Genomic DNA, 25,033 nt, shown 5'->3' on the forward strand with positions numbered 1-25,033 from the left:
AACCGTAGTGATCAATGACTGTGACGACGCTGAGAAGCGGCGGCTTGCCGTTTCGCCACGTCACGGCTCATCTGCAGCGGCGGCGACTCGATGGCGTCGCCGCACGACCACGACGACCGCGACGGCGATCGCCAACGCCACCAGACCCGCGACGACGTAGCTGGGGCCGCGCAGGGTGTCCTCGAGGTGATGCCAGTTGGCTCCGACTCCGTAACCGGCTACCGCCAGAACCGCAGTCCACGGCAGACAGCCCGCGAGGGTGTAGAGACCGAACCGGACGGCAGGCATACCGGCGATGCCTGCGGGCAATGAGATGAAGGTGCGGATACCGGGCAGCAGGCGGGCCCAGAACACCGAGGACGCACCGCGGCGGACGAACCAGTCCTGGGCTCGGTCGATGTCGTCGGCGCGCAGGAAGATGTAGCGGCCCCAGCGGTGCAGCAGAGGGCGGCCGCCGTAGCGGCCTGCCAGCCAGGCCAGGTAGCTGCCGAGCACATTGCCGGCGGTGCCGGCGGCGATCACGGCGATCAGATTGGGGTGCGGGCCGCTGACCGCACCCGCCGCCAAGGCTCCGCCCAACAACATGGTGATTTCGGACGGGATGGGGATGCATGCCGATTCGGCGGCCATGAGCAGCAGGATCGCGGTGAGACCGTAGGTGAGGATCAGGTGCTGCACGGCACCGCCTCGTTCGGACCCGGAGAGTTCGATAGCACCGCGCCACGGTGACAAAGCGGCACTGAGAACACGCTGAGACCGCGCCCGAGATCCGACCCGGCGTGGTCGAGAATGCCAGGCATGCCCCTCCTCGACATCGTGTACGCCCCGTCCCGGTGGGGTCTGCGGGTGCGCTCGGCGCAGGTCGGAGTGCCCGCCGACGGACAGTTCGGTCACCGCGTCGGTCGCCGGTCACGACACGGCTGCAGCCTGTCCGGCGATCCGCAAGCGCTCACCCGCGCCGTCCGCAACCTGATCGATAACGCTGTCACCCATGCCCGATCGACTGTCACCCTCACGATCTCGGCAACTGATGACACAGCAGATCTGATCATCGACGACGGGCCGGGAATGCCCCCAGCGGATCGTTCCCGAATATTCGACCGGTTCGTCCGCCTCGAAGACGACCGCGCACGCAGCAGCGGCGGCACCGGGCTCGGACTCGCCATCGTCACCGAAATCGTTGCCGCACACCACGGTAGCGTCCAGGTCGGCGAATCATCGCTCGGCGGAGCACGATTCAGCGTCTCCCTGCCACTACGCGCATAGAAGAATTCCGGACGAAGGTGCGCCCGTGCTCGCAGTGGGCGCTTCTCGGCGGCCGAGAGTCTTCACGCGTCGGCGTGGCGACGGCGTAACAGAGATCGGGTGTCTCGATCGGATCAAGACGCAAGCAGCTGATGGGCCGTGTGTTAGGTAACACTATCCATGGATTGTTAGGTAATGCTACCCTCCGCCGTGCGGTGATTGAGGCTGCATGGTTGATGAGGAATGAGCAGGTCAAATGACCAAATATGGATTCACAGGTCGGGCGCGCATCGCGGGGTGCGCGCTGGCGTGGACATCGACGTGCTGCTGGCCGCGCGGGTGAACAACAACGGCGCGGTGATGCTGCGTCGCGCGTTTTCGACAACAACGGCACCGCACCGTTCACCGAACGGTGGCCACCGTGGCGGCTGACCCTGGCCTACGACGCCGGGCTGCTGTTCCTTACCTACCAGAAGGATCCACGCACCAGCTTCATCCCGGTGAACCGGAAACCCGCGTTCACCGACGCGATGAGCCAGTTCATCAGCCACACCGCCACGGGCATCTTCGCGATCCCGCCGGGCGCCCGCGGCGAGGGCGACTGGATCGGCGCCCCGCTGTTCGCCTGAACGGCACACCACCTCGATTCACAGTCGAACGTCATCAGTTTTCGGAGGTTTTCATGAAGAAGTCGATCGTCGCGATCGCGTCGGTATCGGCGGCTGCCCTGCTGCTGGCGGGATGTAGCGGCAATTCGTCCAAGGACGACGGGAATTCGTTCACCCTCTACAGCGGCCAGCACGAGCAGACCGTGCAGGCGCTGGTGAAGGACTTCCAGCAGCGCACCGGCGTCACGGTCAACGTCCGCTCCGGTGATGAGGCGGAGCTGGCCAATCAGATCCTCGAGGAGGGCGACGCCTCGCCCGCCGACGCGTACTTCGCCGAGAACCCGCCCGCGCTGAATCTGCTGGAGGGCAAGGACAAACTGGCCAAGGTCGACGGACCGACCCTGGCCGCGGTCCCGGCGACGGTCAGCTCGACCAAGGGCGACTGGGTCGGCGTGTCCGCACGCTCGGCCGCATTCGTCTACAACACCGGCAAGCTGCAGGCCGCGCAGGCTCCGGCCGCGGTGAAGGACCTGGCCACCACGGCGTGGAAGGGCCGGCTCGGGATCGCGCCCAGTGAAACCGATTTCGCGCCGATCGTGTCGCGCATGATCGCGCAGTCCGGTGTGGACGCCACCAAGGCGTGGCTGCAGGCCCTCAAGGACAATGGCAAGGTCTACGGCAGCAATGAGGATCTGATCGCGGCCGTGGATCGCGGTGAGGTCGACGGCGGCGTGATCGACCACTACTACTGGTACCGGATGCAGGAGGAGAAGGGCGCGGGCAACATCCACAGCGCACTGTCCTACTTCGTCCAAGGCGACCCGGGCGCGCTGGTCGACGTCTCCGGCGCGGCGGTGCTGGCCTCGGGCAAGCATCAGGCCGCGGCCCAGAAGTGGCTGGCCTACCTGGTGAGCCAGCCCGCCCAGCAGATCATCGCCACCTCCGAGAGCTACGAGTACCCGCTGCTGGCGGGCGTCAGCGACACCCGGCTGACCCGCTCGCTCGCCGATTCCGGCCCGATCGCCTCCGCCGGCGAACTCGGTGACGGCAGCCAGGCCGTCCAGCTGATGCAGAGCGTCGGCCTGCTGTCGTGAGCATCGAAGCAGTCGAGCGCGCCCGCCCATCCCGATTCCGGGGATGGGCGGGCGGCCCGCTGCCCGGGCTCGGCTTGCTCGCCGGGCTGATCAGCCTGATCGTCACCTGCCCGCTGCTGTTCGTGGCCCTGCAGGCGTATCACTCCGGATGGCCCGCCGCGCACCGGCTGCTGGGCCGGCCGCTCATGGCCACCCTGCTGTGGCACACTCTCGCGCTCACCGTCACCGTCACCACCATCACCACGGTGGTCGGGTTCGGTGCGGCGTGGCTGGTCTCACGCACCGACCTGCCCGGAAAACGCTGGTGGACAGTCATTTTGACGATGCCGCTGGCGGTGCCGGAGTTCGTGCACGGCTACTGCTGGGTGTCGCTGTTCCCGTCGGTGCACGGTTTCTGGGGTGCGGTGCTGGTCGAATCCGCGCTCTACCCTTTGGTTTTCCTGCCGGTGACCGCCGTGCTGCGGCGCGGGGACGGCACCGCCGAGGAGATCGCGCGCAGCCTCGGCCATGGGCCGCTCGCCACGCTGTGGCGGGTGACCGTGCCGCTGGCCCGACCCGCGTTGGCCGGTGGCGCGCTGCTGGTGGCGCTGTATCTGCTCGGCGAATACGGCGCATTCGCGATGGTCCGGTTCACCACCTTCGCCACCGCCATCTATACCCAGTACGCCACGGCTTTCGACACCGCCTCCGCGAGCATGCTCAGCCTGGTCCTCATCGCGCTCGCAGTGCTGGTGGTGACCGCCGAATCCCGCGTCGGCAGACGCGGCCGCATCGTCGCGGACAATGCGACCGGCCGCCGCTGCGCACCGGTCGCGCTGGGTCACGCCCGCATACCCGCCCTGGCAGTGCTCACCGCGATTGTCGCTGTGACGCTGGGGGTTCCGATGTACGCGCTCGGATATTGGCTGGTGCAGGGCAACTCCAGCACGCTGCCCTCGGCGTCGATCTGGGCGCAGACGATCGCCACCGTCGGGTACGCGCTCGCGGCCGCCACGACCGCGACGCTGGCGGCGATCCCGGTGGCGCTGTACGCCTGGAGACGCGACAACCGGCTCGCCCGCTGCATCGAACGGGTCGCCTACCTGACCCGCGCCCTGCCCGGCATCGCCGTCGCGCTCGCGGTGGTCTACTTTGGCATCCGCTACGCCCAGCCGCTGTATCAGCAGCCGCCGATGCTCGTCGCAGGGTATGTGGTGCTGTTCTTCCCGCTCGCGCTCACCGCGGTGCGGGCCTCGCTGGCCCAGGTACCGCCCGGCGTGGAGGAAGTGGCCCGATCCCTGGGCACCCGCTGGTGGGGTGTACTGGGACGAGTCACCCTGCCGCTGATCGTCCCCGGTCTCGGGGCCGCGTTCGCCATGGTGGCGCTCACCGCCTCCACCGAATTGACCGCCACACTCCTGTTACGGCCCACCGGAACCCAGACCCTCGCCACCCAATTCTGGGTCTACACCACCGGATTGGCGTGGGGCGCGGCCGCACCGTACGCGGCGGTGATGACCGCCCTGTCGATCCCGGCCGTGATGATGGTGGCCGCACGAACCCTACGACCGGTACAGGAGAGTCCCCGATGACCGGTGTGAAGATCACCAACCTGACCGCCGCGCACGGCAGGCACGAGGTCCTGCACGGAGTCGACCTTGCCGTCGACGACGGCGCACTGGCCTGCGTGCTCGGCCCGTCCGGGTGCGGCAAATCCACACTGCTGCGGACCATCGCTGGATTCCACCGTGCGACAGGCGGAACCGTCACCGTCGGCGGACGCGTCCTCGACGACGGACGCACCCACGTCCCCGCCGAGCAACGGCGCATAGGCTACGTGCCACAGCACGGCGCGCTGTTCCCGCACCTGAGCGCCGCCGCCAATATCGGGTTCGGGCTGCCGCGCGCCCAACGGCGCGGCCGAGTCGCCGACATGCTGGACCTGGTGGGGCTCACCGGCCTCGGCGACCGCCACCCCCACCAGCTCTCCGGCGGCCAGCAACAACGTGTCGCACTCGCCCGCGCCCTCGCACCTCGCCCGGACCTGCTGCTACTCGACGAACCCTTCTCCGCTCTCGACGCCGCGCTGCGCACCGATATCCGTGCAGAAGTCGCCGACCTGCTGCATCGCGCCCACGCCACCGCCATCCTGGTCACCCACGACGTCGACGAAGCTCTCGCCTTCGCCGACCTCATCGCCGTGATGCGCGACGGCCGCATCACCCAGACAGGCGAACCACACGAACTGTTCCACCGCCCCACCGACAGCGACGTCGCACGCACACTCGGAGAAGCCAACCTCATCCCGGTAGACGCCACCGGCACAACGGTTTTCGGATTGCCCCAAAGCGGCACGGACGGCAGCCTCATCCTGGTGCGCCCACACCAGCTGCGCCTGCACACCGAGCCCGCACCCGGCTCAATGCCCTGCCGAGTCGTGCGCACCCACTTCCGCGGCCATGACCACCGCATCGAACTCGCCCCCGAGCCCGGCACCACTCTGCCGGACCCGCTCATCGTCTACACCCCCGCCGACTCGACTCCGCCACCGCCGGACATCACCGTTCACGTCACCGTCGAGGGTGCGGCACATCCGCTGCGCACCTGAGCGCGAGGAGGTCGCTGATCTCCACGCCGAGTCCGTCAAGCGCATCGTCGTTGTCACTCGGCAGGCCGGGCCCCATACGAGGGACCGGGCCTGCCTGCCATACATCCAACCGAGCCTGCGGCGACAGGGCGGTTTCTACCGGTTGTCGCAACACATCCCGTAGGTTCTGGAGGTTGTGTTGTCGTCGTCTCGTCGGGTGAAGAAAGGGCCGGGGCATCGTCCGCAGTCGGCCAAACGTCAACGGTTCATGGAGCTTCGTGGTCGTGGCTGGAGCATTCTCCGCGCGGCCCGCGAGGTCGGGTGTCCCGGACCGCGGGCAACAACCGGTCGCGCGGCTACAAGACCTACTGCAATGGCGCGGTCGTCGGGTTCGTGTCGGCCTTGGACCGCGCCAACTCGATGCTCGAACACAGCGCACCGGGTCGGTGATACCGGCCCTGAGTCGTTGTGCAGGAAGGGATTTGGTCCTGCCGAGATGATCAGCAGGTCGGTAAGGGCGGTGCAGGCTCGAATACGACCGGCAGTTCGACCAGGGCACGTTGCATAGGCCCCGGCCGCCAACGGAGTTCGGTGTCGGCGACGGCAAGCCGGAGTTCGGGGAGGGCCTCGAGCAGCTGGTCGACGGCGCATTGCGCGATCAGATATGCGAGCGGCTGCGCGGGGCACGCGTGCGGGCCGGCGCTCCACGCGAGGTGGGCGCGGTTGCCGCTGCGTCGATCGCCGGTGATCTCGGGATCGTTGTTGCAGGCGGCCACGCTGACGACCACGGGTTGGTGAGCGGGCAGCCGAACTCCGTCGAGCAGAGTCGGACGCACGGGATAGCGGACGCAGTTGTTGGGCAGGGGCGGGTCGGTGAACAGCACGTGTTCCAATGCGTCGGTAGTGGATACGGCGCCACTGATGATGTCGTCGCTGAACGGCTCATCGATGAGCAGCAGGCGCAGTGTGTTGGTGATCAGTGACTGAAGGGGATCCATTCCGATGCCGTAGAACAACAGGAGCTGTTGAAGGATTTCGTCGTCGCCGAGTGCGGCGCCATGGTGCAGGAGACGACTGGCCATATCGGTCGCCGGTGTGGCTTGCTTGAACTGCATCAGCTCGAACAGCGAAGCGTCGAGCTCGCGGCCGGCCTTCTGCACGTCTACGCCATCTGCGATGGCGGCAAGTTGTGCGGCCGCTTTCCGGCCGATGGCGGGTGGACAGCCCAGTAGGTCGGTGATCACCGCGAAGACGAGTGGCGAAGCGTAGTCGGCGACCAGATCCGCGGTCCCCGTAGTGCAGAAAGCGTTGATCAGGGGTACGGCGGTGCGCTCGACAGCTCGCCGCACGGCATGCAGGTCGACGTCCCCGAGTGCCGCAATGACCACCGACCGGAGCCGGGTGTGCGCGTGACCTGTATTGCGCATCGGGATAGGCCGCCAGCCCAGCACCGGAAGCGCCGGACAGTTTTCCTCGACCGTCTGCTGCCAGTCTCGCGGATCGGCGGTGAAGCGGTCGGGATCGTTGAGGATCGCCAGGCCGGCTCGGTAGCCGATGACGAGCGTCGCGGGCACTCCCGGTGCGAGTTCCACCGGTACGTACGAGCCGAAAAGTGCTCGCATCCTTCGATATTCGAGATGCGGGTCGGCGCTGAACTCGGCGGAATACAGCGAAATACGCTGTGCGTCAGCCTCGGCGGGGTGTGATGGCGGTACGGTCACCGTTCTCCGGACACGTGGGGTAATCGGGAAATGAACGGCCGGACAAAGGGTTCTCCCGTTTGCCGGGCTTCGCCACCATGCTCACACCCCGACCCCGGACTCGAATACCCGCCATGTGCACCAGAAGTGAGGCGAAATCACCGCCAAACGCGCGCCACCGCCCTGAATTCGACGGTCGGCGAATCGTGTTCCCCATCGCCCCAACAGCTCCCATCCGTTGGGAGCCGCCCGACCGGCAGCAACAACAGGCCACGAAGTCCATCCAGCTCGAAGCACCGGGATCGGTCATCGCCCTCTGGTGGTGTCGCAGTCTCAGTACCATGGCCCGGTGTAGGCGCCGTTGGTGTCACGTATCAGCTGGCCGCGCTCGAAGCACAGAAATGTCGTATCGGTGCCGAAACAGTCGGTGTAGTCGTTGGTGACGTGGCCCTTGGAAACCAGCGTCCACTGCCCGCCGATGGTGTCAAGGGGGCGCAGTCTCCACTTGGACGACACTTTCGCCATGGTGGTCAGGTCGATCACGGGGCTGTCGTCGGTATTTTCGATGTAGAGGTAGCTCCCGGCGATATAGACATGGGAAAGGTGCAGTCCGGCAGCATCATCGCCCGACTTCTGCAGAATGAAGGCCTTCTTGCTGTAGTCGTAGACCTTCAGATAGTTCCATGCGGGATCGGTTCCCCTGCCCCAGACGAGCAGGAGATTTCCGCTTCGCTGGAAACCGGCCGGCGAGGTTGTCGACAACGGGCCGACCAGCGAGGCGGATGCCGCGTCGAAATAGGACAGGCCGTAGTCGGGGCGACCGCTGTGCTGTGTGAAGAACCCACCGCCGTCTGCGGTGTCGCCGCGTTCTTCTTCGGCGAAATCTCTCATGAACTGTGTGTCAGGGAACCGCCCGAGTTCGGAGCCGTCGCGTGCACTGTTGACGACCAGCAGTTGCCCCGCCGAGTTCCCCAGCTCCCGTGCGAACGAGGTGCCGGTGAAGAGAGTGTCGTAGATCTGGCCGTCGTCACGGTCCCAGGTCGGTACGAGAGTATTCAGGTCGAACCCGACCATCCGTGAACCCTCCAGCCTGACAGTGAACCCGAAGTTGTCGGCCCATATGTCATTGATGGCGACGGAAAGTGTTGCAGGCCAAGTCGTTTGGGTGGGCGACTTGGAATCGTGCACCCCGCCACCGCGGATCCGATCTGGGGCGCGACCACCGGTCCCATTCCGACCGGTAGCGCCGTCGCCGCCAGCCAAGGCAGCTCCCAGGCCGGACTGCCGAACCTCGCCGGTCCGCTGCTCGCCGCGCCCGCCGACCTCCTCAACGTCCTGCTCGGCGGTGCGCGACCCTGCACCCTGTCCGTCACCTGCAACGGGATCGGATAGCACCTCCGCACCGCAAGACGAGACAGGCCCTTCGCTCATCGGAATCCGGTGGGCGAAGGGCCTTTCGATGCTTGAGGCGATCAGGGCCGACCGGCTCGAAGACTCTTCGGAGCGATGGCCCCGGCGATCTCGCGCTCCTTGGCGACGAGCGCGGCCGGGACATTCTCGCGGGTCAGGTACTTGGCCTCGAGGGCCGCAATCGGTCATGGTGCCGGAACCGCTCGGGCTGCGCGAATCCCGCATCAGTACGCCATTTTGCGCACTTATCAGTGGTAGGTCCTTAGTGCCGGATCTCCGGCCACTGTTCAAGCAAACTCGAACGACCGTGTCCAGCAACGTATCTCGACGCTGGAGTAGGATCTGGGGGCGAATGCACTACTACCCCCTGGCCGACCGAGGATCTGATTCGTGGACGCTCGGCGGTGACGAGGCTAGGTGGCGTAGCGCTCGGTGAACACGACCTGTTCCAGCGGGCGCCTACCTGGGTGCGGTGGGGTGGTGGCGGAGTGTCCGATCGTCACGATGACGGCGATGGCCAGATCATCGCGGTCCTCGATACCGATCGCCTTCTTCACCAGATCGGGATCCCAGCCGTTCATCGGAGCCGACGCCAGCCCCAGCGCGGTGGCCGCGAGCATGGCGTAGGTGGCGGCGATCATGGCGTTCTTCACCGCGTTCTCCCGCAAAAGTCCGCGGTTGTGCAGGTCGTGGAATTCCGCCCGGCTGTCGAACAGGGCGGTGAACTCCGCGTTCCAGGCGCCGCTACGCCCGGCCGAGTCGGCGATGTCGGTGTTCGACGCCTTCCATGCCGCACTGTCGGCCACGAAGACCAGCGCCACCGGGGCCTCCCGGGGCTGTGGCTGCCCGAAAGCCGCCTCCGAGAGCCGGGCTCGCCCGGCCTCACTGGTCACTACCACGATCGATCGGTCCTGCATGTTCCAGGCGCTGGGGGCCTGCATGGTGAGCTCCAGCAGCTCGGTCAGCACGTCCGGGTCGATCGGATCAGGGAGGTAGTGGCGGACGGTGCGGCGCCGGTGGATCACTTCCGGGACGGACAAGGTATCGGCTTTCATGAAACTCACTATCGGAGAGTGGCAAACTTTTTGAAAGAAGGCACCTTTCGGTTCGTTACAATCGCCGGGGTGCGCACGCATATCGAATCCTCGGGCCTGCCGGCCGATGTCTTCTCCGCTCGCTGCCCCACTCGTCAGGTGCTGGACCGGATCGCCGGCAAATGGACAGTCCTGATCATCGACGCGCTCGCCGGCGGGACCATGCGCTACACCGATCTGCAGCGCCGCATAGAGGGCATCTCCCAGAAGATGCTCACCCAGACCCTGCGCGAACTGGAGACCGACGGTTTCGTCATCCGCACCGTCCATCCCACCGTCCCGCCGAAGGTCGAATACACCCTCACCCCACTGGGTTACAGCCTGCGAGGCCCGATCACCGCGCTGCGCGAATGGATCGAGGCCAACATCAACGACATCGAAGCCGCTCGAGCGAGTTCGCGGCAACACCGTGACTCGGCTGACCGACAGTCGACGAGTTCCTGACCGCCCCGACTTCTCGAGCCCTGCATTCGGTCTGGCCGTCGACCGGGCTACGCGGCAAGCGATTCGAGCGACTGGGGACAGCCAGCAGCCGTGCAACTTCTAGCCCACAGCTACGACATCGGGTTCTACTGGGGTGCAGGGGTTTTCGTGATCGCGGCGATCGTGGTCGCGATCGCGATCCGGGTCCCGGAAGCCGGACCCGATGATCGATCCGGACAGATCGGCGACGATCCCGGTCCGACCGCGCCCCGCCCCTCGGCGAACGGGTTTCGCCGAGGGGCAGCGTCGGTCAGTTGTAATCGGAGACGAAGCCGAAGTTGAAGTGGTGGCCCTTGGAGGTGCAGGAGACCACGCCCCGGAAGCCGCTGCCGGTGCAGGTCGCGCCGCCGTAGGTGAGGCTGGCGTCGGGGCCGTAGGGGGAGTTGGAGCCGGGGACCGGGCCGCCGCCGGTCAGCTGGGGGCTGCCGGGGCGGCCGTGGAGGCCGAGGGGACCCAGGGCGGGGTGCGCCGGGAGGAACGGGACGTCGATGGAGATGTTCGAGATCGGCAGGCCGTACCAGCGCATGTCGTAGTTGGTGATGTCGCATCCGACGTCGCCGTTGGGGCGGATGGCGCAGCTGGCCAGATTGCTGTAAGTGAAGTACACCGTGTCGCCCACCAGGTAGTCGGCCGGGTTGGCGACCACGGTCTCGGCGTTCGCGACCGCCGATCCGGAGATCGATGCGGCGGCTACCGCCAAGGCGGCTGCGGCGAGGGCGGTGTTGATGCGAACCGGTGATGCCATGGCTCTCCTTCGGTGATGATCGTGCTCGGATTGCGGACGTGTTGCCATCGGGCACACCGGATTTCGTGTCACGTCCGGCGGCGCCACGCTAGTGGGTCTCGCTGGCAATTCACTGTCAGGGCGTCCGCAGTGCTCGCGTGCGCAGGTGATGGCTCAGATCGCCCACCAGTCCGAGGCGCCCGAGCCGCGCTCCAGCTGCACGGGTTGGCGTCTCGAGCTTGCGAACCTGGCCTACTCGGTCGGGCCAGGCCTCACCCTTTGGAACGAACTGCGGCCGGCGCTCGGTGCTGTGCGGAGGTCCGGTGCTTTCCTCACGCCGACACGATTTCGAAAACCGGGTGGGTGCGGGCGTTGTCGAGGAATTGCTGCGGTGATGAGTCCACATCCACATCCAGGTAGGGCAGCACGAAGAACCGTCGATACACCACCACAATGGGTTTGGGAACGTGTGGGGGTCCCGTGACCAGCGATGCGCGCAACACCTCGGCCGCTTGATCGGTGGGCAACTCGACGGCTGTCACGGACTCGAGGTGTCTGCCCTGGCGCAGCGTCGCCTTTCCTTGCGCCGCTCGCAGGTTGCGCACCCAGTTCACCGTTCCATAGGACGCGACGAGATATCGTCGGCCGTGTTGTTCGAACACTGCCAGCGGCGTCTGGATGGCGCGGCCGGTGCGTCGTCCGGGCACGGTGAGGACACGGAAGGTCCACATCGGCAACCCGGCGCGTATCACTGTCCGCATCCACGCGTTGGATGCCCTGACACCCCACCCCGCTCGATACGGCTTGGCCATGAACTCGAGGGTTCACCTGTCCACACGTGAAGGCAAGTGCCCGAGAGCAGCCTCGACGAAGCCGGTTCGGCCGGAGGGACGGTCGTGGAGCCGACAGCAGCGCGGTGATCGCGGCCGCTGGCCCGACCGCCGGCTGATCCGGCCCGCCTGCCCACGCCGGTGGGAGGATCTCGGTTGAAACGTCGGCGATTTCGCGAAGGCGGGCTGTGCTGTCACCACCGACGACAAGAACATTCCGCTGGAAGCCCAGCGGTTCATGGCCGAGCGCGCGGGGGCCGAATCGATCGAGATCGCCGCCTCGCACGCGGTCACCGTGTCCCAGCCCGGCGAGGTCGCCGAGCTGATTCTGCGTGCAGTACAGCAGTCGAACTGACGCGTCCGGTGCGGTCCGCAGGCCGAGGTGGTCACGCACACCGACGAGTCCTCGCCCTGGACGGCGCGAACCCGTTCTACCTGTCCACGCCGGTCAAGGTGTTCAGCCGAATCCGGTTGCCGGACGGCCATGCCGGGTATCAGGTTCGGCTGTGCGCGGAACGCCCGCAGATCGACGCGGGACTGTTCAGGCCAGGGTGCCATGGGGGCTGGATGCGGCGGACACCCTAGCGATTCCGGGGACTGCCGATCCACTCTGATCGTTTTCCGAACACTCGAGCGACGTGGGAGGACGGGATGGGGGAGCCGGTAACGACCTCGTCATCAGTCGGCCACGATCGAGCACCGACAGGTTGAGAAGGCCGACCCGTTGGTATGCGCTTAGATGTCGGCACAGCGCACGACCCCGACGGCTGAGCCGATACGAGGGTCGCGCCCCACGTGCTCTACCGGGACGCTGGGGCGGGACCCTTGTCCATCTGATGTGGTCAGCAGGGAATTCGTTCGCGGAGGGTGAGCAGGATGCGGTCGAACGCCGACACCGTGCCGGGCTCGGCCGGTGGCAGGGTGGGCAGCTCACGGAGTAACTGCCCGGCCAGGGCGCGGAACTTGGTATTGGTTTCCTGGGACCGCCACACCAGCATCTTGAACGCCTGCTCGTCGCCGATGCCGTACATGCGCATCAAGGACACCCTTGGCCTGCTCGATCACCGCCCGCGCTTGTACGAGTGGCCGCCCCGGCGATCCGGTGATGCCGACCGACCGCGAGCTGGTCCCGGGACAATGAGTCCCGGCTTTTCCCGGCCATCGCACGGGGTACGCGATCAACGACCAAGGGCGAACGATGGCAGATCGGGATTGCTCGATGGGGTGGTGACTGATGAGTGGGACCCCTCAGGATGCTGGGATCGTCGGCGAGTACTGGCCGGCGACCGTGTTCGTCGATCTGCCGAACGGCGAGAAGGCGCGCGTGTTCACCGACGGTGCGGTTCCGGTGTCGCTGTCCGGCGAGGTGGCGGTGCGGCTCCCGGCCGACGCCGGAGAGCTGGCCATGCTGCGCGCGCTCGCCGAAACCATCATGTTCACAGTCGATTTCACGATCGATGTGGTGACCGATGTGCGGGTGGCGCTGGACGAGGTGGCCACTGCGTTGATCGCGGCGTCCCAGGCCGCCAGCGGGCCGACGACACGCAAGTGCACCCGGTCGGACCACAGTTCGGCCACTTTGTCCAGATTCGAGAAGGCCTGAAGATCTTCGGCCCGGTCCAGCGAGTGCTCGACCGGGACCTCGCTGACCAGCGCGGCGATCGAGCCTTGCCGCACGGTCCGGATCGGGGCCGGATGCCGGCCGGTGCCCTGCACCTCCAGGTGGGCGTCCGCGGGGACGATCCCGTAGATCAGGGCTGTCGTATTCGGATCCGATTGCGTCCGTGTGTGTTCCGATGGTGTGTGGGCGGGTTCTCGTCGCCTGCCCGGAGAAACAAACTCCTTGTCGTTGTTCGCTTCTCGCCTACCCGTTCTCGACGGGTCTATGCACTGACCTGTCGAGCCGACTCGCGCGCCCGCACGCGCCGCAGCGTAGCGCCCGATCGCTTGAGCGTGCCCGTGCGGCGAAAGATAGCGCAGTACTGCGAAACGGACTGAGGCGACGTTTCGGGTGCGGGAACGCGGGTAGGCGAGGAACGGGCCACGTCGGTGGCCCTCGAAATACGGCACCCATGGGAAGGAAACGATCATGAGCGCAACCGACAAAGCGAAGAACAAGGCCGACCAGCTCGCCGGCAAGGCCAAAGAGAAGTTCGGCCAGGCGACCGGCGACAAGCAGCGCGAGAATCAGGGCAAGGCCGACCAGGTCAAGTCCAACCTGAAGGACGCGGGTGAGAAGGTCAAGGACGCCTTCAAGCACTGATGCGCGGACGCCGCCGCACCGATGATGCCCGCATCGCCGTGCCGACATCGTCGTCCGGCAGCTGCGGTCGCGGTCGCGGAACTGCTTGCCCGGCACCGGATCTGGCGGCGCGCCACCCACGCCGTCCCGGCCTGATCACGGACCGCCACGGTCCGGTATCCCCGGCGCCCGCCCGGAGCCCCGACGGATATCCAGACCAGATGGTCTGGCGGCACATCGCAGTCACCGATGCCATTGCCCGGCAATCGTTGTCACGGCTCGCGTATGAGGTGGCAATCGCGCGGCTCGAAGGAGTCGGGCGAGACGACGAGACGAGAGGAGAACTCCGGTGTCAGCAGAACTCGAAGGCGTCCGCGCCCTGATCATTACCGCCAATACGGGGGTGGAGCGCGACGAGATAGCGGTACCCAGGGATCAACTGCGTGCCCGCGGCGCGCACGTGACCCACGCCGCGGTGGAAGCGATCGATGTGCACACCTACCGTCACGATCTCATTCCGTCCGAAACGCTGCGGCCGGACGCCGCCCTCGCCGATGTGGATCCCGGCGCGTTCGACGTATTGGTCATTCCGGGTGGCACGGTCAATGCCGACAAACTCCGAACCGACTCGGGGGCAAGGGAACTGGTCCGATCCGTCGTCGCGGCCGGCCGGCCGATAGCCGCGATTTGCCATGGCCCGTGGCTGCTGGTCGAGGCCGCGGTGGTGGCGGATAGGACGGTGACGTCGTATCCGTCGTTGCGCACCGATCTGATCAATGCCGGCGCGGCCTGGGTCGATGAGCCGGTCGTCCGTAGCGATGGCGACGGCTGGACGCTCATCACCTCACGCAATCCTGACGATCTTCCCGATTTCGTCGATGCCATCGCCGCGGAGTTGAGCGTCCGGACGTCGTGACGCAGCATTTGTTGACGTGTGCGCTGCCCGGCCTGGATCAGTGCGGGCCCGGGGCTGGTACTGATCATCTCGCCAGCCGGTGAACGGGCTAGCCCGTGAACGGGTTTCGACGCTCGATCAGCCGCTTGTACAGCGTCTGCTGGATCGTTTCGCGGACCTGATCGGTGATCTCGAACATGGTGATCGGGTCGTCAGCGGCCTCGGGGCCGTACGTGCCGGTGTAGATGGGGTCACCGAACTCGATGTGCCACTTCGACGGCAGCGGGATGGCGCCCAGCACACCCAGGTGTGGGAACAGCGGCGTGACCGGGAAGTACGGCAGCCCGAGCAGCCGCGCCAGCGGCGTGAGGTCGGCCAGTTTCGGATAGATCTCCTCCGAGCCGACGATCGAGCACGGGATGAGCGGCACACCGGTCTTGAGGGCCGCCGAGGCGAAGCCACCGCGCCCGAACCGCTGCAGCTTGTACCGCTCGCTGTAGGGCTTGCCGACGCCCTTGAAGCCCTCGGGGAACACGCCCGCCAGCTCGCCGGTGCGCAACAGCGCCTCGGCGTCGGTGGGGCAGGCCAGCGTGTGCCCGGCCTTGCGGGCCAGCTCGCCCAGGATCGGCAGCTCGAAGACGAGGTCGGCGGCCAGCAGGCGAAGCGCGCGCTGTCTGGGATGGCGATCGTGGACGGCCACCTGCAGCATCAGCGCATCCAGCGGCAGCACGCCGGCATGGTTGGCCACGATCAACGCGCCCCCGGACTCGGGGAGGTTCTCGATCCCGGCGACCTGCACCCGGAACCATAGCTGCGACAGCGGCCGCAGCACCGGCAGGATCAGTGACTCCAGCAGGTGCTCGTCGAGGCCGAACTCGTCGAGCCGGTAGTCCCCGGTGAGGCGGCGACGCGCGAAATCGACCGAGCCGCGGACGCCCGCAGTGAGATTGCCTCGTACCAGGTCGCCGAGGGTCACGCGGCGACCGCGGCGACGGCGAGATTCCCGACACGCATGAGCTGAACCACCATTCGATTCGTTCTTCGGAACTGCAATCGTGGAGTGTGGAGCACAGAAACGGGGCGAGCGGTTCGATCCTATCCCGGTCCGGTCTCGCCCGTCGGCGTGGGTGAGGGCAGCGGACCGGTCGCGAGACGCCCGATGCCGGCACGCGAGCCCGGATGGCAGGCGTGCCTGTTACGTATTCACGCAGGCGGGTAAGCGGCAGGCAGGAGGTGGATGGAGATGGCCGTATTGCTTCTGGTTCTGCTGCTCGCCGTCGTGCTCGCTGTCCTCGTTCGGAGGAGTTGATCATGCGGGCCGGGGCCGCTGGAAGAAGGATGCTTCCGCACCCGTGCGGTGAACTGTCGGCGGGCGTGGTCGAGGCGCTCGGAAAGCCGGCCGGCTCAGTGTTCCCGCCGGCGTCCGCGCCGGCTGATCCCTATGGCCGCGATCTGCATCTGGCGCTGCACACGTGCTATGGCCTGCATTACGAGGGCTTCGACGGTGTGGACGCGGGCTGGGAATGGGATCCGGGCCTTTTGAGCGTGCGTATGGAGCTGGAACGCCATTTCCTCGAGGCGCTGCGCGCCGATGTCGCCGATGGCGTTGATGTAGAGACCGAACTCGAGGAACTGTTGATCGTTCCCGACGAGGAGTCCGGTGTCGCGGCGTTTCTGCGGGATCAGGGCAAGCCGTGGCAGGTGCGCGAGTATTTCGTGCACCGGTCGATCCTGCACCATCAGGAGGCCGATCCGTACGCGTGGTTGATTCCGCGGTTGCGCGGTCGAGCCAAGGCGTCGCTGGTGGCCGTCGAGTTCGACGAATTCGGTGGTGGCCACGGTGACAGGATTCATCAGCGGCTGTACGCCAATCTGTTGGAGGGGGCGGGCCTGGACCCGTCGTATCTGGCCTACCTGGATGTGGTGCCGGCGCCGATGCTCGCGATCGTGAACATGATGTCGCTGTTCTGTCTGCATCGTGGCCTGCGGGGCGCGGGTGTCGGTCACTTCGCGGCGGTGGAGATCACGTCGTCGCCGGCGTCGCGCCGTTTGGTCGAGTCATTGGAGAGGCTTGGAGCAGACCCGGCGTGTATCGCGTTCTATCGCGAACATGTCGAGGCGGATGCGGTGCACGAGCAGCTCATGCGACGTGAGGTGATCGGGGACCTACTGGCACGCGAACCGGGCATGCGTGCCTCGATAGTTTTCGGTATCCGCGCCACGAACCTGCTCGAGGACCGTTTCGCCGATCACGTGCTGCGCTGTTGGCGTGACGACCGTACGTCATTGCTCGGCCCGGAAACGCCCGGCGCAAAGGATCAGAATTCGATGGCTCATTTGCGTGTGTCGAGCTAATTTATGGCTATTCACGGTAGGTGATGTTGATTCGTGCACCAGGCGTGTACAGGCCCCAGGCCGATACACACTTGCTCATCGCCGCGATGACCGATGCGGGCATTCCGCCGCACGGTCGTATCCTCGATGTCGGTACCGGAACCGGGATACTGGCGATCGAAGCGGCCAGGATTCGGGCCGCGTCGGTCACTGCCGTGGACATCTCGCGTTCCGCGCTGGCGTCCGCGTGGATGAACAGCCGGCTGCGGGGCCTCGAGGTCGAGTTGATCCACGGCGACTTCGGCTCGGTGTTGTGTGGCCGGCGCTTCGACGTGGTGGTTTCCAATCCGCCGTACGTGCCGTGCCTGGGCAGCGGGCGTCCACGGGGTGCGGCGAGATCCTGGGACGCGGGGGCAGACGGCAGGGCGGCGATCGACTCCCTGTGCCGGCTCGCACCCGAATTGCTTTCCACGACTGGAATGTTGCTGATGGTCCATTCCGCGCTGTGCGGAGTCGACAGCACCTTGAACCGCCTGAGGGATGCCGGGTTGAAGGCCGCGACAGTCTCCAGGGCGAGTGTCCCGTTCGGCCCTGTGCTGCGCCAGCGCGCCGGATGGTTGGTTGGTCGAGGACTGTTGCGCCCCGGCCAGAGTCACGAGGACCTGGTGGTGATCCGTGCCGATCGAACCCGAAAATGACCGACGGACAATCACTTACACCGTCGACGGGCCCATGCTGGTCGAGGGACCGGTCCAACTGGTGACCGCTGATGGCCGCACGATCGTTTGCGACCGGTGCGTGGTGGCACTGTGCCTGTGTCGCCGCTCGGCCATCTACCCGCTGTGCGACACCAGCCACCGCAAACGCCGCCACTGACCGCATCACCGTCGACGAGTGGACACCACGCTCGCGGACTTCGCCTACCGTGGCTCTTCGGCCGACTGGGCCCCACGGGAGAGGTCGGTCAGTGTGTCGACGAGGGGGGTGAGTCGCCGAAGTTCTTCCAGGTGTGTGGCGCTGAGCAGGGCGAGGGTTTGCTGGCCGGCCTCGGTCAGGGTGAGGCGGACGACGCGGCGGTCCTTGCCCTCTTCCCGGTTGCGGGCGACGAGCCCGAGTTGCTCGGTGCGATCGATCAGCTGCACGACGCTGTGGTGGCGGGTGCTCAAATAATCCGCTATTTCGCCGACGCTGGGCCCGCTCGGGCCGAGATGGCCCCGGATTGCCAGCAGCAGTTGGTGTTGAGCGCTGGTAAGTCCGACGTCCGCCGCCCGCCGCTCACTCCACCGTAGGAACCGGCGCAGTCCGGCGCGGAAAGCCAGCAGTCTCGAGTACTCCTGGTCGGTGAGGGGTTCGGGCGACGACATCGACCCATGTGTCATGAAGTGATAATATCACGGAGTGACATATAAACCGGCGGTGATTCGGACCGGTTCCGCGTCCCGTCGTGGCCGATCTCAGCCGTCCGGTTCGAAGTGCCTTCATTCGGCGTCCGAAGGGTGGTGGAAGATATGGCTACTGAGGCCATGGGCAGCATGAGCCTGCATCCCGACATCGTGGAGCTGCGGGCCAAGCATGAGAAGTACGAACTCGCCGCGATGGAACCGGCCGCCCAAGCGGTCACCGGCCTGATGTTCCTGACCGGGCTCTACATCGCGATCTCCGCGTGGGTTGTCGGATTCACCCGGTTCCCGACCTTGACCGTGAACAACCTGATCGTCGGGATCGGCCTGGCGGTGCTGGCGCTGGGGTTCGCCTCGATGTACGGGCGGATCCACGGCATCGGCTGGACCGCTCCGCTGATCGGCCTATGGATGATCATCACCCCCTGGGTCGTCAGCGGCGATGTCGCCCGTACCTCGACGATCTGGAGCAATGTGGTGGCCGGTGTGGTCGCCCTGGTGCTCGGGCTCGGCTCGATGGCGCTCGGCATGCGCCAGACCCGTTGAGCGCGAACCGCTCTCCCTAGTGCGATCCGGACTGTCACCGGCATCGCTCTGATCGATGCGTCGCGGGCAGGCAGGCGGGGTCTCTTCGCGGACAACGAAGTCCGGAAAGAGGCGATGACAATGATGTCGGCCACCAGTCGGCCCACGACCCTACCGTCGCTGAAAGCCCTGCACACCGGGTCCGGTGAGCCCCTTCTGCTCCTGCACGGGTTCGTGATGTCCCCGCGCTGCTGGGAGCCGACCGCGGCACGGCGGTCGGACACGTCCACGGCCGGCGCTGATCGCGCGCACGACGAGCAGCCGAGGGCGCCGGGCGAATGACACCCTTGACGGTCTGAACCGGATCACCGCGGATCGCAATCAGATCCGTGCCCGTGCGGAAGGTAACGGGTTTGTCTCGCTGGCGTAGCGGGTATTCTGTGTAGACGGTTGACAACTACCAGCCCAGTTTGTGCCACAGTCGCGGTGTAGGCGACAAACAGTGTGGCAGAACCTCCATTTTCTCGGGTCGTCACACACACCTGGACAAGGGATCTGATCCTGATGTCGAGTTCGTTCATGGTCGCAACCGGATCCACACCAGCCCAGCGTTGTGGCCCGCCCACACAGCTGGGCATCAGCCACAGCAGGCCGTCGCCGTCGACGACGGTCCTGACCGCCACCGGCGAGATCGACTACTGCACCGTCCAAGCATTCCGCGACCACCTCACCGAGGCTATCGATACCAGCGGCCGCCTCGTGGTGGTGGACCTGTCACGGATCACCTTCCTCAGCATCTCCGGCCTGCTGGCCGTCCTCGATGCCGACGACGCTGCTCGCCGCCACCACATACGCCTGCGGGTGGTCACCGGACCCCGGTGTGTGGACCGGCTGTTCGAGGTCTGTGGCCAGGCCACCGACCTGGCAATCACCCACACGATCGCCGCCGCCTGCACACCGGGGCCGCGAGCCCTGACAGCTGCGCGCACGCTGCCCTGATCGGGATCACCCAATCCGGTAATCGGCTGCCCAGATTAAGGCAGTAGGTCAGCTTTTGCGCCCGCTAATTCTGTGATCGCCAGTCGCGCACCGCGTCTCGCATCCGGTCGAATACTGCCAGCGGTGGTCCGCTGATCAGGTTGGCCGCGGGGGAGGATCCGGCGTGCGGGTGCGGCCGGGTGGGTGCCACCGCTTCAGCAGCGCGCACCGAACCCGCCAGATGTTCGAGCTCGTTCACCGAGTACTGGCGACGCAGCAGGACGAACTCCTCCGCCTCCTCGTGCGCCGCGTGCTGCGTCACCGCGTCGCCGAAATCGGCGAGTTTGGACATGAAGTCCGGGTGATCGACTCCCAGGTCGTAGAGCTCCGCGAGCGCCCGTTTGGCGTGATTCTCCTCCTCCACGCGGGCGTCGACCATCTCCTCGACGCCGAACATGGCTCGCTTCGCCACGGGATGCACCACTTCTTCCTCGGCGCTCTCGTGTACCGCGAGCAACCGGACCAGCTCGGTGAACAGTTCCTGCCGGTCCTCCGGATCCGAACGGAGTTGTTCGAGCAGGGTCGAGATCTGTTCGTGTTGTGCGGTCAGCAGATCGACCACATCTTGCTCGGCCATGGCTGTTCCTTCCCTCTTGCCTGCAATCACTTGATTCGAGCCGATGTCGCCTTGGCTTCGGCCCGCTGGTGTTCGCGCCGTTGGCGCATCAACACCCAGGCCACAAGCGCGATGACCACAACCGCGACGACGATGATCACGATCACGATGGTGGTGCTCATCTTTCGGCTCCTCGCACGCTCCCCGCGGTAATCCTTATGCGACTCGACTACCCCCGAGCTGGGAAAATAAGCGATCAGAGCTCGCTTTCCCCGGGGCCTGTCTCTATTCGCCCGTGGCAGCTGCCGCGACATTCTGGACCGCGCGCTCAGCGGCTCGCATCTCTTTCGCGTAGAGCAGGCCGTAGGTGAAGCCGTTCTCGCCGCCTGCCGTGCCCGCTGCTGTGGCGGTTCGCCACAGGAACTCGGTCGAGACGACGCTGTCGTTGTAGTCGCCGAGCAGGCGCTGAATCTTCTTGTAGTGCTTGATATTCGACTTTGCCCGCGCCGGCTTTCGAACGGGTTTGTGCAATTCGGCGGCATACCGTGCGCGCTTGGCGGCTTTATGCGCGCGGTGCAGCGATTCGTGTCGCTGGTTGTGCAATGCGGTGACCAATCGGCGGTCGGCCTTGTCCGCGGCCCGGCGGGCCCGCTTCACGAGTTGGCGCCGCCGGATCCGTCTCGCGAACGGCGGCTGTGATTTCCACGTCTGCAGGGTCGCGAGCAGTCGCAGGTAGCGGGGCGAGTTCATTGCCTCAGCGAGAGCATTGCGGCTCGGCAACTGCCGAGCCAGCAGCGTCGCGTCGATCCGGGCAGCGACAGGACCCAAGATGAGTTCGGGCGGTAGGGCGTTGAGTTCATCGGCGAGGCGTCGGCGTTGGACATGGCAATCGCGTATGTCGCCGAGCAACGATGCGTACCATTTCAGCTCGTTGTCGATCTCGCCGATGGCGCGGCGGTCCAGCAGCTTGCCGAACACGCGTAGCGTGCTGCGCAGTCGCCGGGTCGCGACACGGGTGTCGTGGATTGGTTCCTCGCCTCGGCGTAGCCCGACGTCACCGACGAAGATCAGGTCGATCTGTGTGGTCATGTATTCGTGCACGGCACGTTCGGCCCGCGAACCCGTGACGGCCGGTCCGGATCGCTCCGCCAGTACATGAGACAGCTTGGAGCGGTAGCTCGACTCGCGGGCGCCTGCCTCGGCGAGCCGGTCCCGCAATACCGCCGGGACTTTGTCGGTGTGAGGGCCGAGTTCGACCTCGATCTCACGCCAGGCAATCAGTTCAGCAGGCCGGTCGGCTGCGGTCGAGTCCACAGTGTCGTCATCGATCTCGACGATCAGTTCGCCGTCCGAACCGACGATGCGGTGACGGCGGCGCAAGGTGTGAACCCTGGCGACCTCGTTCAAAGGCCTACCCAGTGCTGCGCCATTGACGACCTCGGCGAGTTCGTGCGGCAGCTCGTCCGACAGTTGGGTGGTTACTTCGACGCGACCGGAAGATTGGGGGACCTTCAGCTGCCAGCCGGATTCGTCGTCTCCCTCACGGCGACGCAACGTCAGGTCGTGGGCGAGCAGGTCTCGCTCGCCGGTGTCGAAATAGGTACTGGTCAGCTCGACCGGGATCTCCTCGATGCGGCTGTTCGCGACGAGGTCGTCGAGCCTTGGAAGAGTGAAGTCCCGGTCGACCGCCCATTTGCTCTCACGTTCGAGTACGTCCTTCATGCGATGGCGTATTCCCAGCAAACCACACGTCAAACAGGGCAAAAGCGAGCGATTCAGGGGTCAATAACAATGGTGACGGCCGCCGACAGCGCGGCCCATCGACCCCAACAGCAGTAACACAAGCCCGATGACGACCACCACGATCCCGATGGCCCAGAGGATCGGAATGCCGAATATGAACCCGACGATGAGAAGGATGATTCCGAGAACAATCATGGCCACTACCTGGTTTCGCTGCTGTGCTTGAAGGGCCCGAGAAGCCCTCCGGCGCCGATGTCGGGCATGAGGCGCATGCCCTCACGTCGGCGGTTCAATCAAGCGCACCGAATCGTCCAATGTCCCCAGCCTGTGCAATGTCTACGCGTGGCGTTCGATCTGGACGTCCCTCTATGAGATGAGCGACCGTACGTGCAGCGACAGCGCGGCGGCCAGTTCGCCGCGCGGGTAGAGCCCGCGGCTGCTGACCGCATCGAGTGCGAGGCCGTCGACCGTGGCGAGGAGTATCGCGGATCGTGTCGAGGGGTCGGGGATGTTCGCGGCGGCCAGCTCGGTCTCGAGTTCCCGGCGAATCTCGGCCAGTACGCGGTGTTGGATGTCGGCGAGGGTCTCGTTGGTGGCCGCGCGCGCCGCGAAGGAGACCATCACCCGGGCCTCGTGCTCGCGTTCGTCGTCGAGTGGAAGCAGTTGGGACAGTGCGGTGATCAATCGATCGCTGAGGGGGGCCTGTGGGTCGATGGCGCTCATGCGGGCGCGCACCCGGGCGGTGAGCTGCTCGAAGGCGAAGGCGTAGAGCTCGTCCTTGGTGGTGAAGTGGTGCTGAACGGCGCCGATGGAAACCTCTGCCGCGGCGGCGATCTCACGGATGCTCGCGGCGTCGAGCCCCCTCGATCCCGCGATGGCGAACACCGCGTCGGCGAGCTGCTCCGAGCTGGTCGATCCGTATTTGCGCACATCGATAACCATACACTCGTATGGAACAATACGAGTGTATGGAAATACATCGAAAAGCCCGCTCGCGCACCGTGATCACCGGTTCCGCGGGTCTGGCCGCCCTGGTATGGATCGCATGGAAGGTCGACCCCACGGCCTCCTCGTCACCGCTGGTTCCCTCCGTGGAGTCGGCGCTTCTGCTCGCCAACATTCCGCTCACCATCGCGTGGCCGAGCCGGAAACGCGCCGTGGCGGCGGCCTTCCAGCGCTGTCTGCTCAATCCCGTTGTGCGCCTGTTGTTCCGGATCGGTTTCGTGCCCTTCGGCTATGCGCTCGTGGAGACGGTGGGGCGGCGAACCGGCCGGCGATACCGAACGCCGGTGGGCAACGGATCGGCCGGCGACGTCTTCTGGATCATCGCCGAACACGGGTACCGGGCCGGATACGTCCGCAATCTCATGGCCGAACCCACCGTCCGGGTGAAACTCCGGCAGGGCTGGCGCTTCGTGTGGCGCACCGGCCAGGCGACCGTTCTTCCCGACGAGGATCCGCTGGAAAGGCAACGGCGACTGGCTCGCTGGCGACCACTGCGGATTCTCAACGCGATCATGGTCCGCGCGCTGGGCGCCGACCTGCTCGTCATCCGGATCGACTTGGACGCGCCTCCGGGCTCGGTTCGGTCGACAACAGAGCTTTGAATGGCTACGGGTTCTGGTGTATCGGAGTGCGATTGCATTTGCTGATGGGTGACGAGTCGAAACGCCTATCGGTTTCGTTGATCACGCTGATTCTTATTCTCCGCAATCTTCATCGGTTATCCAATGCTTGCTGCTGTCCGCGTGTTCGACAGTAGAAAGCAGGACGCAACACATGCGCATCAAGAAAGTCGCCGGCACCGCAGTACTGGTCAGTGCGGTACTGGCTGCGGCGACCGGGACAGCCGGCGCCGCCCCTGGTCATGCCGACGAAGGCGCCGTCGCCTACAACGCGACGGCGACCGATACCACGACGACCATCACGACCGATTCGGGTTCGCTGGTGGTGGAGAACAATGTCTTCAAGGTGAAAGCCGCCAACGGCGCCACACTGGCCGGAACCGAATTGTCGTTCCGGGTGGATGATTTCGTCTTCCCGATCGCCGCCGAGATCAAGGACCGCACCGCGACCCTCACTCCGCAATTCGATGTGTCCCACGCGGTGTACCAACCGGTGGCCCTGCCGTACGAGGATCAGGCACCGTTCAAGACGCCGTACGACCGTGAACAGGCGGCGTGGAATCGTATGGTCACCACGATCAGCACCGGTGCGACGATCGGCACCGCGGTCGGCGGCCTGGCGGGGGCCGCGATCGGCTGCGTGATCGGCGGCGCGGTGGGCGGCACCCTGACCGGTGCTCTCACCGCCCTTTTCGGTGCGCTGCCCGCGGCCATCGGCGGCTGCATCGGCGGCGTCGCCGTGGTCGGATTCATCGGAACCGTGATCGGTCAGCTGTTCATCACCGCGCCGGTGGCGATCATCGCTGCGGCACAGTACTTCACGACCATCAACGCGCCGTTCACGCCGGCCAAGTAGGTCTTCGTTCTCGTCCGCCGGCGAGCGCTCGCGGTCCGTCGGTCTCCGGCCCGAGGGACCGGGGG

General features: G+C 66.0%; 33 protein-coding genes and 1 pseudogene. 19 read left to right on the top strand and 15 right to left on the bottom strand.

Features of this window, described 5'->3' with window-relative positions:
• Window positions 1-60: 60 nt before the first annotated feature.
• The gene (locus tag ACWEQQ_RS39815; RefSeq protein ID WP_452351815.1) at window positions 61-678 is read right to left on the bottom strand and encodes a DedA family protein; all 618 of its coding nucleotides are present in this window, start codon (window positions 676-678) and stop codon (window positions 61-63) included.
• Window positions 679-798: 120 nt separating this feature from the next.
• Here ACWEQQ_RS39815 and ACWEQQ_RS39820 point away from each other — a divergent pair, with 120 nt between their 5' ends.
• From ACWEQQ_RS39820 to ACWEQQ_RS39845, 6 genes are all read left to right on the top strand, one after another.
• Window positions 799-1,266 carry a sensor histidine kinase gene (locus ACWEQQ_RS39820; RefSeq protein WP_452351816.1) on the top strand — a complete coding sequence of 156 codons (468 nt, stop codon included), beginning with the start codon at window positions 799-801 and terminating at the stop codon, window positions 1,264-1,266.
• 245 nt (window positions 1,267-1,511) lie between these two features.
• Window positions 1,512-1,874 carry a hypothetical protein gene (locus tag ACWEQQ_RS39825; RefSeq protein WP_452351817.1) on the top strand — a complete coding sequence of 121 codons (363 nt, stop codon included), beginning with the start codon at window positions 1,512-1,514 and terminating at the stop codon, window positions 1,872-1,874.
• A 53-nt stretch (window positions 1,875-1,927) separates the two neighbouring features.
• Window positions 1,928-2,947, top strand: a complete 1,020-nt coding sequence (locus tag ACWEQQ_RS39830) for an extracellular solute-binding protein (protein WP_452351818.1) — start codon at window positions 1,928-1,930, stop codon at window positions 2,945-2,947.
• Window positions 2,944-4,518, top strand: a complete 1,575-nt coding sequence (locus ACWEQQ_RS39835) for an ABC transporter permease (protein ID WP_452351819.1) — start codon at window positions 2,944-2,946, stop codon at window positions 4,516-4,518. Before ACWEQQ_RS39830 ends, ACWEQQ_RS39835 begins: the two co-directional genes overlap by 4 nt.
• Window positions 4,515-5,534 carry an ABC transporter ATP-binding protein gene (locus ACWEQQ_RS39840; RefSeq protein WP_452351820.1) on the top strand — a complete coding sequence of 340 codons (1,020 nt, stop codon included), beginning with the start codon at window positions 4,515-4,517 and terminating at the stop codon, window positions 5,532-5,534. Before ACWEQQ_RS39835 ends, ACWEQQ_RS39840 begins: the two co-directional genes overlap by 4 nt.
• 300 nt (window positions 5,535-5,834) lie before the next feature.
• Window positions 5,835-5,963: a hypothetical protein gene (locus ACWEQQ_RS39845; protein ID WP_452351821.1), complete on the top strand. Its 129-nt coding sequence runs from the start codon at window positions 5,835-5,837 to the stop codon at window positions 5,961-5,963.
• Between the two features lie 50 nt (window positions 5,964-6,013).
• Here the strand turns inward: ACWEQQ_RS39845 and ACWEQQ_RS39850 are convergent, their stop codons facing one another.
• Together ACWEQQ_RS39850 and ACWEQQ_RS39855 are read right to left on the bottom strand one after the other, a co-directional pair.
• Window positions 6,014-7,234, bottom strand: a complete 1,221-nt coding sequence (locus ACWEQQ_RS39850) for a cytochrome P450 (RefSeq protein WP_452351822.1) — start codon at window positions 7,232-7,234, stop codon at window positions 6,014-6,016.
• Between the two features lie 312 nt (window positions 7,235-7,546).
• Window positions 7,547-8,401 (bottom strand): hypothetical protein, encoded by an 855-nt coding sequence (locus ACWEQQ_RS39855; RefSeq protein ID WP_452351823.1) that lies wholly within the window; start codon window positions 8,399-8,401, stop codon window positions 7,547-7,549.
• Between ACWEQQ_RS39855 and ACWEQQ_RS39860 the strand changes: the two genes are divergently transcribed.
• A complete protein-coding gene (locus ACWEQQ_RS39860; protein ID WP_452351824.1) occupies window positions 8,396-8,605 on the top strand; it encodes a hypothetical protein in 210 nt (69 codons plus the stop codon). The two genes, ACWEQQ_RS39855 and ACWEQQ_RS39860, sit on opposite strands and share 6 nt — an antisense overlap.
• 431 nt (window positions 8,606-9,036) lie before the next feature.
• On the opposite strand, the gene ACWEQQ_RS39865 is transcribed toward ACWEQQ_RS39860, so the two are convergent.
• Window positions 9,037-9,678: a nitroreductase family protein gene (locus ACWEQQ_RS39865; RefSeq protein WP_452351825.1), complete on the bottom strand. Its 642-nt coding sequence runs from the start codon at window positions 9,676-9,678 to the stop codon at window positions 9,037-9,039.
• A 69-nt stretch (window positions 9,679-9,747) separates the two neighbouring features.
• On the opposite strand from ACWEQQ_RS39865, the gene ACWEQQ_RS39870 reads away from it, so the two are divergent.
• The gene (locus ACWEQQ_RS39870; RefSeq protein WP_452351826.1) at window positions 9,748-10,161 is read left to right on the top strand and encodes a winged helix-turn-helix transcriptional regulator; all 414 of its coding nucleotides are present in this window, start codon (window positions 9,748-9,750) and stop codon (window positions 10,159-10,161) included.
• Between the two features lie 289 nt (window positions 10,162-10,450).
• Here the strand turns inward: ACWEQQ_RS39870 and ACWEQQ_RS39875 are convergent, their stop codons facing one another.
• From ACWEQQ_RS39875 to ACWEQQ_RS39885, 3 genes are all read right to left on the bottom strand, one after another.
• The gene (locus tag ACWEQQ_RS39875) at window positions 10,451-10,945 is read right to left on the bottom strand and encodes a hypothetical protein (RefSeq protein WP_452351827.1); all 495 of its coding nucleotides are present in this window, start codon (window positions 10,943-10,945) and stop codon (window positions 10,451-10,453) included.
• A 311-nt stretch (window positions 10,946-11,256) separates the two neighbouring features.
• Entirely contained in the window at window positions 11,257-11,685 is a 429-nt protein-coding gene (locus tag ACWEQQ_RS39880) for a nitroreductase family deazaflavin-dependent oxidoreductase (RefSeq protein WP_452351828.1), read from the bottom strand.
• Window positions 11,686-12,596: 911 nt separating this feature from the next.
• Window positions 12,597-12,791: an ANTAR domain-containing protein gene (locus ACWEQQ_RS39885; RefSeq protein WP_452351829.1), complete on the bottom strand. Its 195-nt coding sequence runs from the start codon at window positions 12,789-12,791 to the stop codon at window positions 12,597-12,599.
• A gap of 197 nt (window positions 12,792-12,988) precedes the next feature.
• Between ACWEQQ_RS39885 and ACWEQQ_RS39890 the strand changes: the two genes are divergently transcribed.
• Window positions 12,989-13,357 (top strand): hypothetical protein, encoded by a 369-nt coding sequence (locus ACWEQQ_RS39890; protein ID WP_452351874.1) that lies wholly within the window; start codon window positions 12,989-12,991, stop codon window positions 13,355-13,357.
• Window positions 13,358-13,371: 14 nt separating this feature from the next.
• Here the strand turns inward: ACWEQQ_RS39890 and ACWEQQ_RS39895 are convergent.
• A pseudogene (locus ACWEQQ_RS39895) lies at window positions 13,372-13,845 on the bottom strand (GvpL/GvpF family gas vesicle protein); the annotation flags it as partial.
• Here ACWEQQ_RS39895 and ACWEQQ_RS39900 point away from each other — a divergent pair.
• Window positions 13,844-14,017 carry a CsbD family protein gene (locus tag ACWEQQ_RS39900; RefSeq protein WP_452351830.1) on the top strand — a complete coding sequence of 58 codons (174 nt, stop codon included), beginning with the start codon at window positions 13,844-13,846 and terminating at the stop codon, window positions 14,015-14,017. The pseudogene ACWEQQ_RS39895 and the gene ACWEQQ_RS39900 sit on opposite strands and share 2 nt — an antisense overlap.
• 328 nt (window positions 14,018-14,345) lie before the next feature.
• Window positions 14,346-14,912, top strand: a complete 567-nt coding sequence (locus ACWEQQ_RS39905; RefSeq protein ID WP_452342216.1) for a type 1 glutamine amidotransferase domain-containing protein — start codon at window positions 14,346-14,348, stop codon at window positions 14,910-14,912.
• A gap of 88 nt (window positions 14,913-15,000) precedes the next feature.
• On the opposite strand, the gene ACWEQQ_RS39910 is transcribed toward ACWEQQ_RS39905, so the two are convergent.
• Window positions 15,001-16,077, bottom strand: coding sequence for a lysophospholipid acyltransferase family protein (locus ACWEQQ_RS39910; RefSeq protein ID WP_452351867.1), 1,077 nt, complete (start codon window positions 16,075-16,077; stop codon window positions 15,001-15,003).
• A 125-nt stretch (window positions 16,078-16,202) separates the two neighbouring features.
• Between ACWEQQ_RS39910 and ACWEQQ_RS39915 the strand changes: the two genes are divergently transcribed.
• Genes ACWEQQ_RS39915 through ACWEQQ_RS39925 form a run of 3 tightly spaced genes read left to right on the top strand, consistent with a single transcriptional unit; the run spans window position 16,203 to window position 18,101 of the window.
• Window positions 16,203-17,246 carry an iron-containing redox enzyme family protein gene (locus tag ACWEQQ_RS39915; protein WP_452351831.1) on the top strand — a complete coding sequence of 348 codons (1,044 nt, stop codon included), beginning with the start codon at window positions 16,203-16,205 and terminating at the stop codon, window positions 17,244-17,246.
• Window positions 17,247-17,269: 23 nt separating this feature from the next.
• A complete protein-coding gene (locus tag ACWEQQ_RS39920; RefSeq protein WP_452351868.1) occupies window positions 17,270-17,923 on the top strand; it encodes a HemK2/MTQ2 family protein methyltransferase in 654 nt (217 codons plus the stop codon).
• A gap of 34 nt (window positions 17,924-17,957) precedes the next feature.
• Window positions 17,958-18,101, top strand: a complete 144-nt coding sequence (locus ACWEQQ_RS39925) for a CDGSH iron-sulfur domain-containing protein (protein WP_452351869.1) — start codon at window positions 17,958-17,960, stop codon at window positions 18,099-18,101.
• Window positions 18,102-18,145: 44 nt separating this feature from the next.
• Here ACWEQQ_RS39925 and ACWEQQ_RS39930 read toward each other — a convergent pair whose 3' ends face one another.
• Window positions 18,146-18,604 carry a MarR family winged helix-turn-helix transcriptional regulator gene (locus ACWEQQ_RS39930; protein ID WP_452342217.1) on the bottom strand — a complete coding sequence of 153 codons (459 nt, stop codon included), beginning with the start codon at window positions 18,602-18,604 and terminating at the stop codon, window positions 18,146-18,148.
• A 129-nt stretch (window positions 18,605-18,733) separates the two neighbouring features.
• Between ACWEQQ_RS39930 and ACWEQQ_RS39935 the strand changes: the two genes are divergently transcribed.
• Window positions 18,734-19,171: an SPW repeat protein gene (locus ACWEQQ_RS39935; RefSeq protein ID WP_452342218.1), complete on the top strand. Its 438-nt coding sequence runs from the start codon at window positions 18,734-18,736 to the stop codon at window positions 19,169-19,171.
• Window positions 19,172-19,729: 558 nt separating this feature from the next.
• Window positions 19,730-20,149, top strand: coding sequence for an STAS domain-containing protein (locus tag ACWEQQ_RS39940; RefSeq protein WP_452351832.1), 420 nt, complete (start codon window positions 19,730-19,732; stop codon window positions 20,147-20,149).
• A 64-nt stretch (window positions 20,150-20,213) separates the two neighbouring features.
• Here ACWEQQ_RS39940 and ACWEQQ_RS39945 read toward each other — a convergent pair whose 3' ends face one another.
• From ACWEQQ_RS39945 to ACWEQQ_RS39955, 3 genes are all read right to left on the bottom strand, one after another.
• Window positions 20,214-20,765 carry a hemerythrin domain-containing protein gene (locus tag ACWEQQ_RS39945; protein WP_452342220.1) on the bottom strand — a complete coding sequence of 184 codons (552 nt, stop codon included), beginning with the start codon at window positions 20,763-20,765 and terminating at the stop codon, window positions 20,214-20,216.
• 26 nt (window positions 20,766-20,791) lie between these two features.
• Window positions 20,792-20,926, bottom strand: a complete 135-nt coding sequence (locus ACWEQQ_RS39950; RefSeq protein ID WP_452342221.1) for a hypothetical protein — start codon at window positions 20,924-20,926, stop codon at window positions 20,792-20,794.
• A gap of 103 nt (window positions 20,927-21,029) precedes the next feature.
• Window positions 21,030-22,376 (bottom strand): CYTH and CHAD domain-containing protein, encoded by a 1,347-nt coding sequence (locus ACWEQQ_RS39955; RefSeq protein WP_452351870.1) that lies wholly within the window; start codon window positions 22,374-22,376, stop codon window positions 21,030-21,032.
• On the opposite strand from ACWEQQ_RS39955, the gene ACWEQQ_RS39960 reads away from it, so the two are divergent.
• Window positions 22,308-22,583 (top strand): hypothetical protein, encoded by a 276-nt coding sequence (locus tag ACWEQQ_RS39960; RefSeq protein ID WP_452351875.1) that lies wholly within the window; start codon window positions 22,308-22,310, stop codon window positions 22,581-22,583. The genes ACWEQQ_RS39955 and ACWEQQ_RS39960 overlap by 69 nt on opposite strands.
• Here the strand turns inward: ACWEQQ_RS39960 and ACWEQQ_RS39965 are convergent.
• Complete coding sequence (locus ACWEQQ_RS39965; protein WP_452351833.1) at window positions 22,527-22,682, bottom strand: DUF6131 family protein; 156 nt, start codon at window positions 22,680-22,682, stop codon at window positions 22,527-22,529. The genes ACWEQQ_RS39960 and ACWEQQ_RS39965 overlap by 57 nt on opposite strands.
• A 171-nt stretch (window positions 22,683-22,853) precedes the next feature.
• Window positions 22,854-23,429, bottom strand: coding sequence for a TetR/AcrR family transcriptional regulator (locus ACWEQQ_RS39970; protein ID WP_452351834.1), 576 nt, complete (start codon window positions 23,427-23,429; stop codon window positions 22,854-22,856).
• Window positions 23,430-23,455: 26 nt separating this feature from the next.
• Between ACWEQQ_RS39970 and ACWEQQ_RS39975 the strand changes: the two genes are divergently transcribed.
• A complete protein-coding gene (locus ACWEQQ_RS39975; protein WP_452351835.1) occupies window positions 23,456-24,094 on the top strand; it encodes a nitroreductase/quinone reductase family protein in 639 nt (212 codons plus the stop codon).
• Between the two features lie 172 nt (window positions 24,095-24,266).
• Window positions 24,267-24,968: a hypothetical protein gene (locus tag ACWEQQ_RS39980; RefSeq protein WP_452344409.1), complete on the top strand. Its 702-nt coding sequence runs from the start codon at window positions 24,267-24,269 to the stop codon at window positions 24,966-24,968.
• Window positions 24,969-25,033: the final 65 nt, after the last annotated feature.

The organism is Nocardia sp. NPDC004123 (genome assembly GCF_053603795.1).